Annotated in this window: 10 protein-coding genes; 4 read left to right on the forward strand and 6 right to left on the reverse strand. The window is 67.3% G+C overall.

The features are described 5' to 3' along the window. The 3 genes from CHB99_RS25125 (at position 1) to CHB99_RS25135 (ending at position 4084) form a co-directional block, all read left to right on the forward strand. Positions 1–933: a phosphatidate cytidylyltransferase gene (locus CHB99_RS25125; RefSeq protein ID WP_042130494.1), complete on the forward strand. Its 933-nt coding sequence runs from the start codon at positions 1–3 to the stop codon at positions 931–933. Between the two features lie 223 nt (positions 934–1156). Next, on the forward strand, positions 1157–2077 hold the full coding sequence (hpaD, locus tag CHB99_RS25130) for a 3,4-dihydroxyphenylacetate 2,3-dioxygenase (protein WP_042130492.1): 921 nt from the start codon (positions 1157–1159) through the stop codon (positions 2075–2077). Positions 2078–2785: 708 nt separating this feature from the next. Next, positions 2786–4084 carry an NAD(P)/FAD-dependent oxidoreductase gene (locus tag CHB99_RS25135; protein WP_042129915.1) on the forward strand — a complete coding sequence of 433 codons (1299 nt, stop codon included), beginning with the start codon at positions 2786–2788 and terminating at the stop codon, positions 4082–4084. Positions 4085–4093: 9 nt separating this feature from the next. On the opposite strand, the gene CHB99_RS25140 is transcribed toward CHB99_RS25135, so the two are convergent. The 6 genes from CHB99_RS25140 to CHB99_RS25165 form a co-directional block, all read right to left on the reverse strand. Next, the gene (locus CHB99_RS25140) at positions 4094–5056 is read right to left on the reverse strand and encodes a FecR family protein (protein WP_042129913.1); all 963 of its coding nucleotides are present in this window, start codon (positions 5054–5056) and stop codon (positions 4094–4096) included. Beyond that, the gene (locus tag CHB99_RS25145; protein ID WP_042129911.1) at positions 5053–5562 is read right to left on the reverse strand and encodes a sigma-70 family RNA polymerase sigma factor; all 510 of its coding nucleotides are present in this window, start codon (positions 5560–5562) and stop codon (positions 5053–5055) included. Before CHB99_RS25145 ends, CHB99_RS25140 begins: the two co-directional genes overlap by 4 nt. Before the next feature lie 254 nt (positions 5563–5816). Beyond that, positions 5817–7352 carry an MFS transporter gene (locus CHB99_RS25150; protein WP_042129910.1) on the reverse strand — a complete coding sequence of 512 codons (1536 nt, stop codon included), beginning with the start codon at positions 7350–7352 and terminating at the stop codon, positions 5817–5819. A gap of 16 nt (positions 7353–7368) precedes the next feature. Further along, a complete protein-coding gene (locus tag CHB99_RS25155; RefSeq protein ID WP_084702996.1) occupies positions 7369–8607 on the reverse strand; it encodes a cytochrome P450 in 1239 nt (412 codons plus the stop codon). Continuing rightward, positions 8607–9293 carry an HAD-IA family hydrolase gene (locus tag CHB99_RS25160; RefSeq protein ID WP_042129908.1) on the reverse strand — a complete coding sequence of 229 codons (687 nt, stop codon included), beginning with the start codon at positions 9291–9293 and terminating at the stop codon, positions 8607–8609. Before CHB99_RS25160 ends, CHB99_RS25155 begins: the two co-directional genes overlap by 1 nt. Continuing rightward, positions 9293–10339 carry a ScbA/BarX family gamma-butyrolactone biosynthesis protein gene (locus tag CHB99_RS25165; RefSeq protein WP_042129906.1) on the reverse strand — a complete coding sequence of 349 codons (1047 nt, stop codon included), beginning with the start codon at positions 10337–10339 and terminating at the stop codon, positions 9293–9295. The genes CHB99_RS25160 and CHB99_RS25165 overlap by 1 nt, the downstream gene beginning before the upstream one ends. A 294-nt stretch (positions 10340–10633) precedes the next feature. Here CHB99_RS25165 and CHB99_RS25170 point away from each other — a divergent pair, with 294 nt between their 5' ends. Next, on the forward strand, positions 10634–13318 hold the full coding sequence (locus CHB99_RS25170; RefSeq protein WP_052419556.1) for a TonB-dependent receptor: 2685 nt from the start codon (positions 10634–10636) through the stop codon (positions 13316–13318). Positions 13319–13336: the final 18 nt, after the last annotated feature.

Consider the following 13336-nt stretch of genomic DNA (forward strand, 5'->3'; position numbering starts at 1 on the left):
ATGGAACACAACACCTGGCCCCTGTTCGCCGGCATCGGCGCCCTGCTGCTGCTCGCCAGCATCGTCGGACGGATCCTGAAATGGCGCGTCGGCCCCGGCCCGCACGCGGTGATCGACAACCTCAACGCCCGCATCGACGCCTGGTGGGTGATGGTCCTGGTCATCGGCCTGGCCTTCATCTTCGGCAAGACCGGGGTGATCGTGCTGTTCTACCTGGTGTCGTTCTACGCCCTGCGCGAGTTCATCACCCTCACCCCGACCCGGCGCGGCGACTACCCGGCGCTGGTCCTGGCCTTCTACGTGGCGCTGCCGGTGCAGTACCTGCTGATCGGCTTCGACTGGTACGGGCTGTTCAGCATCTTCATTCCGGTCTACCTGTTCCTGCTCCTGCCGATCCTCGCCAGTTTCGGCGGCGACACCACGCGCTTCCTCGAACGCGCCTCGAAGGTGCAGTGGGGGCTGATGATCGCGGTGTACTGCCTGTCCTCGGTGCCGGCGCTGATGACCCTGGACATCCCCGGCTTCGAGGGGCGCAACCTGCTGCTGATCGCCTGGCTGATCCTCGTGGTGCAGATCAGCGACGTGCTGCAGTACGTCTGCGGCAAGCTGTTCGGCAAGCGCAAGGTCGCGCCGGCGCTGTCGCCGTCGAAGACCCTCGAAGGGCTGGTCGGCGGCGTGGCCCTGGCCACCCTGGTCGGTGCCGCGCTGTACTGGATCACCCCGTTCAACCCCTGGCAGGCGGCGCTGATGGCGCTGGTGGTGAACGTCATGGGCTTCTTCGGCGGCCTGGTGATGTCGGCGATCAAGCGCGACCGCGGGGTCAAGGACTGGGGGCACATGATCGAGGGCCATGGCGGCATGCTCGATCGCATGGATTCGGTGTGCTTTGCCGCACCGATCTTCTTTCATTTCGTCCGCTACTGGTGGGCCTGACTGGTGAGGCCAGACAGCCCGTGGCAAGCTGAATCAAATGGGTGGCAGAGGAAGGCAAGCAGCGCGCCGGGCAACCGTGTCCAATGGGCAGCCTGCATTTCCCGGGTCGGGAGGTGCCAGGCCTGACCAACAAGAGCCGACAATGGCCGGTATCGCCTGCGTGCCAACACCCCCATAATCGCCGCGCCCCGACCGAGGGCGTCCGCCACCAGGAGTTACCGTCATGGGCAAACTTGCTCTGGCTGCCAAGATCACCCACGTTCCCTCCATGTACCTGTCCGAACTGCCCGGCCCGCGCCAGGGCTATCGCCAGGCCGCGATCGATGGCCACAAAGAGATTTCCCGGCGCTGCCGCGAGCTGGGCGTCGATACCCTGGTGGTGTTCGACACCCACTGGCTGGTCAACGCCAACTACCACATCAACTGCAACCCGCACTTCAAGGGCACCTACACCAGCAACGAGCTGCCGCACTTCATCGCCAACATGGACTACGAAGTGCCGGGCAATGCCGAGCTGGGCCGGCTGATGGCCGAGGAAGCCAATCGCTACGGGGTCGAGACCATGGCCCACGACGCCACCAGCCTCGGCCCGGAGTACGGCACCCTGGTGCCGATGCGCTACATGAACGCCGACCAGCACTTCAAGGTGGTCTCGGTCTCGGCGCTGTGCACCTCGCACTACCTCAACGACAGCGCGCGCCTGGGCTGGGCGCTGCGCAAGGCGGTGGAAGACCACTACGACGGCACCGTGGCCTTCCTCGCCAGCGGCTCGCTGTCGCACCGTTTCGCGCAGAATGGCCAGGCCCCGGAATTCGCCGACAAGGTCTGGAGTCCGTTCCTGGAAACCCTCGACCATCGTGTGGTGCAGATGTGGCAAGACGGCGAGTGGGAAGCGTTCTGCAGCATGCTTCCGGAGTACGCGGTCAAGGGCCACGGCGAAGGCTTCATGCATGACACCGCGATGCTGCTGGGCGCGCTGGGCTGGTCGAAGTACGACGGCAAGGCCGAGGTGGTGACGCCGTACTTCGGTTCGTCGGCGACCGGGCAGATCAATGCCATCTTCCCGGTGACCCCGCAGGATGGCTCGGCGATTCCCGAGGCGCAGGCGTCGGCGGGACAGTTGGCGGCCGTGGGCCGGTTGTAAGTTCATTCTCCCGGCCAGACCACACTCTCGTGGCTGGCCACAAAACCCTGTGGTGTGGCTTGCCAGCGATTGGCATGGGTATCTACACATCTCTGGAAACCTGGCGGAAACCGCATCAAGGCCGCCAGGTGCCTGTCTTGAGCCTTGCAGCGCCCTCCAGATCGAGCGCCGCCCGCGCGGCGCATCGCGACGGTTCGGCGCCCCGACGCGCTCGCTCCTACATTTTTTGCAACGTGCCATGGCCTGTGAGAGCGGCGTTGCCAGCCTTTGGCGCTTGGTGATTTATCGCGGGGAAGCTGTTGGGTCGACGCAATACCGCGTCGTGCACACAAGGCGGTCAACCATGGCCTGTCAGGCATAGGTACGTTGCAACAAATGTAGGAGCGAGCGCGCTCGCGATGCGCCGCGCGGGCGGCGCTCGATCTTCAGAGCGCTGCAAGGCTCAAGACGGGCACCTGGCGGCCTTGATGCGGTCCCCCGCCAGGCCGTCAAAGATGTGTAGATACCCATGCTCATCGCTGGCAAGCCAGCCCCCACAGGGTCCGTGCAACCCCCTCCATCTTCACCCTCCCCCTGGCAGCCCCGATCAAATCCGATAGCAGGCTGAGTCAAGAACCTACCGCTCGTTAGGCATTTAATGCAAAGTGTAACAATCGCTCCCGGTCGCCCTTGCCGCCTCAGCCAACTCCAATTATTCAGGCCGCCACCATGATCAACGTCGAAGCCCCCACCTATTACTCCGCCACCAAGAAGTACAACCTCGCCTTCCCCACCCTGGAAGACGATATCGAAGCCGATGTCGTGGTGATCGGCGGCGGTTTCTCGGGGATCAACACCGCCCTGGAACTGGCCGAGAAAGGCATCACCAATATCGTGGTGCTGGAGGCGCGCTACCTGGGCTTCGGCGGCACCGGGCGCAACGGCGGACAGATCATGGCCGGGATCGGCCACGACCTGGAGAAGATCAAGAGCAGCGTCGGCGACAAGGGCCTGCAGCAGATTTTCGAGATCGCCGAAATGGGCGCCGGAATCATCAAGGAGCGCATCGCCAAGTACGCCATCGACGCCGACTTCTGTCACGGCTACGGCTACATGGGCTTCAACGCCCGCCAGGAACAGACCCTGCGCACCTGGGAAAAGGAATTCCGCAAGGTCAACACCAAGGACGAGATCCGCTTCCTCGCCGGCAGCGAGGTCAAGCAGATCATCGGCTCCGACGCCTACAGCAGCGCCCTGCTGCACATGGGCGGCGGTCATGTGCACTCGCTCAACCTGCTGCTCGGCGAAGCCAAGGCCCTGGTCGGCCACGGCGCGCGGATCTACGAACACAGCGCCGCCCTCGAAGTGCGCTACGGCGACACTATCACCGTGCGCACCGGCCGCGGCTCGGTGAAGGCCGGCAAGCTGCTGTGGGCCTGCGACAGTTTCCTCAACAAGCTGGAGCCGGAACTGCACAGCCGCACCATCAACACCTATGCCTTCCAGCTGATGACCGAACCGCTGTCGGAAGAACTGATCCAGCGCATCAGCCCGATCCGCGGCGCGTACAGCGATATCCGCCCAGTCATCGACTACTACCGGGTCACCAACGAGAATCGCCTGCTGTTCGGCGCCGCCACGCCGTTCGTGGAACACATCCCCAACGACCTGAAGGCGTGGAACCGCGCGCTGATGCTGAAGATCTTCCCCTACCTCAAGGACGTGAAGATCGACCTCGCCTGGGGCGGCCCGATGGCCACCAGCGCCAACCTGTTCCCACAGATCGGCACCCTCAGCGGTCGGCGCAACGCCTTCTATGTTCAGGGCTACTCCGGCTTCGGCGTCACCCCGAGCCATATCATCTGCAAGATCCTCGCCGAGGGCATGGCCGAAGGCTCCAGCCGCTACGACCTGATTGCCTCGGTGAAGCACGCGCGGATCATCGGCAAGGACAACTTCCGCCCGGCGATCCTCACCGCGGCCAAGACCCTGCACCAGCTGTCCGGGTTCTTCAACGGCCGACGCTGAACCGCCGGTTCAGGCCCGCTGGGCGCGAATCAGAAGCAGGTAGTCGGTCACCTGGAGCACCTGGATCGGCAGGCTCTGCTGGAGGATCTCCAGGGTCTGGCGGCTGTCGTCGAGGGGGAAGCGTCCGCTCACCCGCAGCTCGGCGATCGCCGGTTCCAGGCGCATCCAGCCCTTGCGGTAGGCGCGCAGCGCTTCGATCAGGTTGCCCAGCGGTTCGTTGTGCACCACCAGCCAGCCTTGCAGCCAGGCGGTTTCCATGGAGCCCATCGGGGCCTGTTCGAGTACCCCGCGGGCGTCGAACCAGGTCACCCGCCCGGCGCGCAGGGACAGCGCCGCTGCGCCGGAGGGCTGCAGGCGAATGTCTTCGCGCAGGCTGACCAGCCGCGAACGGTCCGCCAGTTCGCGCAGCGCCAGTTGCCCACCGTGGCTGTACAGGGTGCCGGAAGCGGTCTCGATCGCCAGCGGCCGACTGGCCAGCGGCGCCACCTGCAGCAGCATTTCCCCTTCGTGCAGGCGCAGGCGCCGCTGTTCGCCATCGAACCACAACGACACCCGACTGCGCGCATTGAGCTGCAACTGGCTGCCATCGCTCAGGCGCCAGCTGCCACGCTCGGCGGTGGCGGTGCGGTACTCCTGCGCGGCGCCGCCGGCAAACCCTTGCACCCCGCCGAGCCAGGCGCCGCCACCGACCAGCAGACTGAGGCCCAGCGCCGTTCGCAGGAACGCCCGGCGGCCATCGGGTTGTTCGAGGCTGCTCAGCAACGGCTGGCTGGCGCGACCGCGCCACGGCGACTGGCGAAACGGCGCCAGCCCCGCCAGCAGGCGCTGATACACCTGGCGGTGATGGCTGGAGCGGTTGCGCCAATGCTCCAGTTCAGCCTGCTGGCCGTCATCGAAGGCCCCCGACTGCAGGCGCACCATCCACTCGATGGCCTCCTCCGCCACCGGATCGTCGAGGCGCTGCGGGTTCATTCTTCCAGCCCCAGGTAGCAGCAGCGCAGGGCCTGGGCCATGAGCTGGTGGATACGCCCGAGGGACAAACCCAGGCGCTGCTGGATCTGCACGTAGGTCAGGCCCTCCAGCTGACTGAGGACGAAGACGCTGCGGGCCTGGCGGGACAGGCCTTCCAGCAGGCGGTCGATGGCCACCAGGCTCTGGATCAGCATCAGTTGCTCCTGGGGCGAGGGGTGCAGTTCCTCGGGGACCAGGCTGAGTGACTGCAGGTAGGCTTTTTCCAGGTCGCGGCGGCGCCAGGTCTCGTACATCAGGCGCTGCGCGATGGTCGTCAGCAACGCCCGTGGCTCGCGGATCGCCGTCGGATCGGGGAGCATCCAGACACGCAGGAAGGTTTCCGCGGCGATGTCCTCGGCGCTGTGGTTGCAACCGGTGCGAAACGCCAGGCGTGAGCACAGCCAAAGATAATGCTGCTGGAAGATGCGGGTCACGGTCTGCTGCTTGAGCAGGTTTTGTCCATTCATGGTCTGACAATCTTCTGCGGGACTGCACACGCCATCGGACAAGAAGGTGGTGGCCGGTCAGGTGATCGGTTGACTGCTTCCCTGGCAGTTGAGTCGAGTCTGCATCAGGGCAATCATCCTGAAAAATAATAAAAAACGTTACAAACATTCAATTAATGCATATCCATCCTTGACCAGAATGGCGCGCCAGCGCCGCCGGATGCCCGCGGCAGACCGGCTGCGCCACCCTGGCCAAAGACCCGTGGCGGCCGTGCTCACTGCACCGCCAGCGCCCCCCTTTCCTGCTGGCGCAGTGGCCGCAGCAAGGCGCCGATGACCAGGATCAGAACCACGATCACCGCCGCCAGGAACCACAGCACGCCGTGGAACGCCGCGTCGTAACCGCCGCGCAGCAGATCACCGACCAGCTCGGGCTGCGCCACACCGCGCAGCGCGCCTTCGAGGTTGCCGGCGGCGACGCTGTCGATCCAGCCGCGGACGGTGGCCGGGTCGCTGCTGAGGCGGGCCAGTTCCTGACGCAACTGGTCATCGAGCAGAGTCGCCAGCAACGAGCCGTACACCGCCACGGCAATGGCCTCGCTGCCCAGGCGGAAGGTATTGAGCAGGCCGGCGGCCATGCCGGCCTTCTGCTCCGGCACGGTCTTCAGCGCCAGGCCATCCACCAGGCCGGCGGACAGCCCCATGCCCACGCCCACCAGCAACAGCGGTGCGGCGAGATGCCAGAGCGCCGCATGGGCCTGGGCCAGCAGCGCCAGGCCGACCACCCCGGCCAGCAAGGCCAGCAGGCTGGCCTTGAGGATGGCCACCGCGGAAACGCCCCGGGCCGCCCACTTACCCGCGAGAATCGGGCAGAACAGCATCGGCACGGTAAGCAGCAGCATGGCCAGCCCGGCCTGGGTCGGCGCCAGGCGCAAGACCCCGAACAGATAGCTCGGCAGGTAGGTCAGCAGGGTCACGAAGCCGAACGACGCCGCCACCGTAACCAGCGCCAGCCCGACGAAAGGCCCGCTGGTCAGCAGCGACAGGTCGAGCATCGGTTGCCGGTGACGACGTTCCTGCCAGGCGAACAGCACCAGCAGCACCGCCGACAGCGCCACCAGCCCCAGCACGCCCTGGCTGCGCCAGCCCCACTGCGAGCCCTGGACGATGGCCACCATCAAGGCCAGCAGGGCGAGGATGAACAGCAACGAACCGAGCAGGTCGAAACGCGCCGTGCGTTCGGCCAGTTGGCCGTCGCGGGTGATCAACGGCGTGCCCAGCAGCACCAGGCCAAGGGTCAGCAGATGAGCCCAGAAGATCGCCCGCCAGCCGAAGTGTTCGATCAGCAGGCCGGACAGGGTCGGGCCGAGGCTGACGCCAAGGCCGGCGACCGTGCCGAACAGGGCGAAGGCGCGCAACCGCGCCGCGCCGTCGAAGTGCGTGGACAGAATGGCGATGCCGCAGGAGAAGATCGCCGCCGCGCCAATCCCGGCCAGCGCCCGCCCGGCATCCAGTACCCAGGCCTGGCTGGCCAGGGCCGAGATGACCGAAGCCAGCACATACAGGCCGGCGCCGACCACGAAGCAGCGCTTGCGGCCCAGGCGATCAGCCAGCGCCCCCCAGGCCAGGGTGAAGCAGGCGAAGGTCAGGTTGAACGCGTTGACCACCCACTGCAGCTGGGCCAGCGAGGCCTGAATGTCATTGCCGATCGCCGGCAGGGCCAGCGCGGTGCCGGAGATGGAACTGGGGACGACAAAGATCGCCAGGAGAATGGTGCCCAGCAGGGCGTTGTCCGAAAGCTTGCTGTTCATGGGGCCGTCCAGAGGTTCAGAGAGAGGTGAAGCCGCGTACCGGCAGGCGGGTCGGACGGCGCAGGATGATGCCCTCGACCCACGGCACCTGCTCCGCCGCGATGTCCAGGCGCAGGTCGGGCAGGCGCTCGACGAGAATCTCCAGCACCGTGGCGATCTCCAGGCGCACCAGCGCGGCGCCCATGCAGTTGTGCATGCCGTAGCCGAACTGCAGGTGCCGGGCCTCCTGGCGGTCGAGGCGGATAGCCAGCGGATCGCTGAACACCTCGGGATCGCGGTTGGCGGCGAACGCATCGGCGTAGATCACGCTGCCCGCCGGGATCAGCCCCCAGGGCCCTTCGATATCGCTGCTGGCCAGGCGCGGGAAGGTCGAAATGGTGCCCAGCGGCAGCAGGCGCAACAGTTCCTCCACCGCCGACGGAATCAGCCCGGGGTCGTCCACCAGGCTGCGGTACAGCACCGGTTGCGCGAGCAGGACATAGACCGCCTTGGTCAGCACGCTGAGGATGTTCTGGTCACCGCCGATCAGCACACCGAGGAGAATCCCCACCAGTTCCTTGTCGCTCAGCGGCGGCTCGCTGTCGTTGCGCGCGGCGATGAAACGCTGGATCAAACCGTCCGGCAGGCTGGGACGGGCGCCGGTGACCAGGTCGGTGAGGTAGTCGTAGACGCCCCAGAACTGCCGCAGCAGGTCAGGCACATCGTGGTCCGAGGCGATCTGCACGGTGTGGCTCAGCGGCCGGTAGTAGTCGCGGTCGGCCAGGGGAATGCCGAGCAGCTGGCAGTCCACGGTGGACGGCACCTGCTCCAGCACCAGGCTGAACAGGTCGGCGCCGCGCCCCTGCTGGCGCAGCAGGTCGATGCGCGCATGGGTGACCTGCCGCACCGCCTCGCGCAACACCGCGACGCCGCTGGGACTGAAGTCCCGCGCCACCACCTTGCGCAGCCGGCCATGGTCGGGGATGTCGTTGTTCAGCAGCAGCTCCGGCGGGGTGATGGTGGGCAGGAAACTCGGCCCATCCTCCTCGTTGCACGGCGCGCGGATGGCGCGGTTGTCGAGCAGCAGCGCCTGCACCTCGGCATAGCGGGTCAGGTGGATGGCGCTGTGCCCGCTGGGCAGCAGGATGCGCTGGAAACCGCCTTCGGCGGGCAGCGGCCGGTAGGCCGGCGCGGCATCCAGGTTGGCGATGTGGGTGATGTCGATATCCGCGAGCCGGGCGGCGGCGCCGGGCAGGCTGTCGAGGGCGATGTTCATCAGGCAGGTGCTCCTTCAGGCTGCTGCACGGAAAAAACGCAGACACCGGTGGCGTGGGTGATGTCGCCCAGGGCCTGGCGGTTGTCGCGAAAATGCACAGTGCGCCAGCCCAGGGCAGCGGCAGCGGCGACATTCTCGGCCAGGTCATCGATCAGCAGATTGGCCGCGGCGGGCAGCCCGGCGCGCTGCCGGGCGATGTCGAAGAACTGCGCATCGGGTTTGCGGCAGCCTTCCTTCGACGAGTCGACGATCAGGTCGGCGACTTCGTCGAGGCCGACGATGGCGCGCCAGTAGGGTTCCCACTCGACCACGTTGTTGGTCAGGATGCCGATGGCGAACCCGGACTCCTTGAGCTTGCGCGCCGCCGCGACCATCGCGGCGTTGGCCTGCACGCCGGCGAACCACTGCTCGCCGAAGCGCCGCAGGCGCGCCCGCGACAGGTCCGCCGGCGGCTCCTGGCGACTCAACGCCAGCTCGACACGGCGCCCCCACTCGTCTTCGCTGAGCAGCGCGTTTTCGATCGGTGCCAGCGGCGGCACGCCGAGCGCCTCGGCGACCTCGGCGAAGGCCCGCTGCAACACCGCGGGGGCCAGACCGGTCTTCACTTCGTACTGCGCGAACAACGCGTCGATGGGCGGCGACAGCACACCGCCGAAATCGAACCAGACCCGCTCGATGGCACTCATCAGGCACCTCCCGCGGCGGCCAGCGCCAGTGGCTGGAACAGACGCTGCAATTCCACCTCGGCATGCGCCAGCTGCGCCCCGCCCTGCTCCACCGACAGGTTCACCACAGCCCGGCCATCGTCCAGCACGCGCAGGCTGTCCAGGTTGGCTTTGACCTGGGTCGCCAGGCCGAACTCGCCGAAGCGGGTGAACGCCACCCTGGCCCGGCCGAGCAGCAGTTCGTCGGGGGCCAGGCCCAGTTGCCGCTTGGCGCCGACCAGGGCGAGCTGGCGGAAGCCTTCGAGCAGGAGCATGCCGGGGATATGGTCCAGCGGGTGATCGAAGATCGCCGGGTTGGACTGGTCGACGATCAGCGCGGCGACCAGATGGCCGTCCTCCACGACGATCTCGCGCCCGAGCACGACATTGCTCAGCCAGTGCCGGCCGACCTGGAACGGTGCCAGCGGCGCCGGTGACTGGGCCAGCGGGTCATGCTGCGCGGCACTGGCGGCGAGCGCCGGGGTGCGGATCTTGTTCCAGGCGGTATCGCTCATCCAGCGGATCGACATGCCGTCATGGCGGGCCGCGACCCGGCCGTTCACGCTCAGGGTCATGTCCAGGGTCACGCCGCTGCGCTGGCCGTGGCGCAGGTACTCGCCCACCACCCGCACGTCGATCAGCGCCGACGCCGGCCGCGCACCGACCACCAGGGCTTCGCGCTCGACGATCGAGGTGTCGCTGTCGAGGTAGATGAACTTGTCGCTGGTGCTCACGTCGAGGAAGGCGTGGGACACATAGATGGAGGCCTGGCGAAACACCTCCAGCAGCAACAGCGTGTCGTAGTGCGCGTCGCGGTGGGTGTGCTCGCTGAAGTAGCTGTGGGTCCGCGGCAGTTGCGCCAGGCAGCGGAAATGGCCCTCGGCGACGCGCTGGGCGCCGGTCAGGAACACCTCGCTCACCGCCGCGCGGTGGACCATGCCGCGCGGCACGGTGTTTTCCTCGACAGTGGCGGCCAGCACCACGGCGGAGTCGAAGGTCGTCGGATCAGGATGCTGCAAGCTGGTCATGGAGCAGGCCTCTTCAGGTTGTACGCAAGGGGTTCGGCACCGTCGACCACACACTCCGTAGCTGGCGTGTCGGCTCGACCGGTTCCGCTTGTGTGTGGGCCGGAGGCGCAAAGTTTTCACTGCCCGTACAGATCGTTTGGTTACGTGCTTATACCCGCGCGACAGCTCTGGCCCGAGGGTCGCAGCCGTTATATCGATGCAACCAGATGTTCTAATCGCGGCGCTGAAAATCCCGGGCGCTCATCGCTCAAGGTCGGAAACAACAGCCCGCGCTGAACCGATCTGGAGTCATTCATGCACCAACGATTCACCCTCGCCTCCCTGGCCTGCGTCCTGGCCATCCAGGGCCTGCCCGCCACCGTGTTCGCCGACAGCGCCACAGCCCCCGCCAGCCAGCAGCAACAGGTCGAGTACGACATTCCCGCCGGCAGCCTCGAAGACGTGCTGCTGGCGATTTCGCAACGCAGCAGCAAGGCCATCGTCTATGACCAGGCGCAGGTCGCCGGTCTGCACGGTCCCGCCGTGCGGGGCCGCTTCACCGCGCAGCAGGCGCTGGACACCGCCCTGCGCGGCAGCGGCCTGGGCCACAGCAGCAGCCCCAGTGGCGCGGTGCGCATCCACCGCCTGGACGACAGCGCCGCCGCCGCGCCGCTGACCCCGGCGGCCGCGCCACGCCTGGGCACGGTCCAGGTGATCGGCACCCGGCGCAGCGACATCGGCGCCCTGCAGGCCAGCGCGCCGGTGGACATCATCCAGGGCGAGGCGCTGCGGCGCACCGGCCACGACAGCCTGGCCAAGGCCCTGGAAACCCTGGTGCCCTCGGTCAGCTACCCGCAGATCAACGGCACCGACGGCGTTTCCGCGCAGCGCCCGGTGCTGCTGCGTGGCCTCGCCGCCGACCAGGTGCTGGTGCTGGTCAACGGCAAGCGCCGGCACGCCTCGGCCTTCGTCAACACCAAGGCCACGCTCGGTCGCGGCTCGCAGGCGGTGGACCTGTCGACGCTGCCGGTGGCCGCCGTCGACCATATCGAACTGCTGCGCGACGGCGCCTCGGCGCAATACGGCTCGGATGCCATCGCCGGGGTGATCAACATCGTCCTCAAGGACCGCGACCAGGGCGGCGAGGCCCAGGCCAGCACCGGCCAGTACAGCAAGGGCGACGGTTTCAGCCGCTCGCTGTCGGGCTGGCAGGGCTTCAGCCTGCCGGGCGACGGCTACCTGACCGTCAGCGCCGAAGGCGTGAAAAGCGAACGCACCTCCACCGACGGCGCCGACCTGCGCCGCTTCTACCCGGCAGGCGACCCCCGCGAAGCCAACGCCGAGCGGCACTGGCGCTACGGCTCGCCGGGGCTGGATGACTGGAAACTGGGGGCCAACGCCGGCGCCTTCATCACCGAACACACCGAGCTGTACGGCTTCGCCACCTATCAGGACCGCACCGCCGAGTCCCAGGCCGTGTACCGTCGGCCGATCGACGCCAACAATATCGTCAGTGTCTATCCCGACGGCTTCCTGCCCCTGCTCGACGTGCGCTCGCGCGATGCCGCCGGCACCGCCGGTATCAAGTACGAGGATGACGCGCTGGGCCGCTTCGACCTCAGCGCGACCTATGGCCGCAACCGCATCGATTACCACCTCGGCGACTCGCTCAACGCCAGCCTCGGTCCCGCCAGCCCGCGCAGCTTCGATGCCGGCGCGCTGATCAACGACCAGGCCCAACTGAGCCTCGACCATGTCAAGGAATTCGCCGTCGGCTACAGCGCCGCGCCGCTGGTGTTCTCCAGCGGCCTGGCCTGGCGCCACGAGGGCTACGAAGTGCTGGCCGGGGACACCGCGTCCTGGGTCCAGGGCCGCGTCCTGCCGTCCCGGGCCGGTGGCGCCCAGGGTTTTCCCGGCACCCGGCCGAGCGATGAAGGCGACTATTCGCGCAAGGTGCTCGGCGCCTACCTGGGGCTCGAACAGCAACTGACCCAGGCCCTGCAACTGGGCGTGGCGGCGCGCAGCGAACACTACGACGACTTCGGCAACACCAGCACCGGCAAGCTCTCGCTGCGCTACGACTTCAACGAGCACTTCGGCCTGCGCTCCACCCTGAGCAGCGGCTATCGCGCGCCGACCCTCGGCCAGATCGGCACCTCGGCGACCCAGACCGAGTTCCTCGCCGGCGACCCCACCGCCTACCAGGTCGGCACCCTCAGCGTCGACACCGGCGTGGCCCGCGCGCTGGGCGCCCAGGACCTGAAACCGGAGAAGTCGCGGAACATTTCCGTGGGCCTGGTCTGGCAGCCGGTCGAGGACGCCAGCCTGACCCTCGACGCCTACCAGATCCGCATCAAGGACCGCATCGCCCTGTCGGAGACCCTGCGCGGCAGCACGGTCAACCAGATCCTCGCCAGCCAGGGCTACGGCAACTACTCCGGGGTGAGTTTCTTCACCAACGCCCTCGATACCCGCACCCATGGCCTGGACCTGATCGGGCACTACCGCCTGGCCCTGCCCCAGGTCGGCCAGGTGACCTTCAACGCCGGCTTCAACTGGAGCAAGACCCAGGTCACCGATATCCAGGACAACCCCGGCCCGCTCAGCGGCAGCGGGGTCATCCTGATCAACCGCGAGGCCCTGAGCTACGTCCAGAGCGCCAGCCCGCAAAGCAAGCTGGTGCTCGGCGCCGACTGGCGCCAGGGGCCCTGGTCGGCGGCGTTCACCACCCTGCGCTACGGCCGCTACACCCTCGACTCCAACACCGGCCCGGCCTTCGACCAGACCTTCGGCAGCCAGTGGGTGAGCAACGCCAGCCTGTCCTATGACGTCGATTCGGCCCTCACCCTGACCGCCGGGGCCAACAACCTGTTCGACAGCTACCCGGACAAGATCGACGTGGCCAACCGCTTCGTCGGCGGTCGCGTGCAGTACCAGAGCATCTCGCCGGCCGGCGCCGAGGGTGCGTACTACTACCTCAAGGCCAACTACCACTTCTGACCCGCCCCCTGAACAGGA

This window comes from Pseudomonas japonica, from assembly GCF_900188455.1.
In the GTDB taxonomy this organism is placed as follows: domain Bacteria; phylum Pseudomonadota; class Gammaproteobacteria; order Pseudomonadales; family Pseudomonadaceae; genus Aquipseudomonas; species Aquipseudomonas japonica.

Coding starts and splice junctions, on each gene's coding strand:
- CHB99_RS25145 (WP_042129911.1), bottom strand. CDS start 5,562: ATGAATGGACAAAACCTGCTCAAGCAGCAGACCGTGACCCGCATCTTC.
- hpaD (WP_042130492.1), top strand. CDS start 1,157: ATGGGCAAACTTGCTCTGGCTGCCAAGATCACCCACGTTCCCTCCATG.
- CHB99_RS25170 (WP_052419556.1), top strand. CDS start 10,634: ATGCACCAACGATTCACCCTCGCCTCCCTGGCCTGCGTCCTGGCCATC.
- CHB99_RS25125 (WP_042130494.1), top strand. CDS start 1: ATGGAACACAACACCTGGCCCCTGTTCGCCGGCATCGGCGCCCTGCTG.
- CHB99_RS25165 (WP_042129906.1), bottom strand. CDS start 10,339: ATGACCAGCTTGCAGCATCCTGATCCGACGACCTTCGACTCCGCCGTG.
- CHB99_RS25135 (WP_042129915.1), top strand. CDS start 2,786: ATGATCAACGTCGAAGCCCCCACCTATTACTCCGCCACCAAGAAGTAC.
- CHB99_RS25150 (WP_042129910.1), bottom strand. CDS start 7,352: ATGAACAGCAAGCTTTCGGACAACGCCCTGCTGGGCACCATTCTCCTG.
- CHB99_RS25155 (WP_084702996.1), bottom strand. CDS start 8,607: ATGAACATCGCCCTCGACAGCCTGCCCGGCGCCGCCGCCCGGCTCGCG.
- CHB99_RS25160 (WP_042129908.1), bottom strand. CDS start 9,293: ATGAGTGCCATCGAGCGGGTCTGGTTCGATTTCGGCGGTGTGCTGTCG.
- CHB99_RS25140 (WP_042129913.1), bottom strand. CDS start 5,056: ATGAACCCGCAGCGCCTCGACGATCCGGTGGCGGAGGAGGCCATCGAG.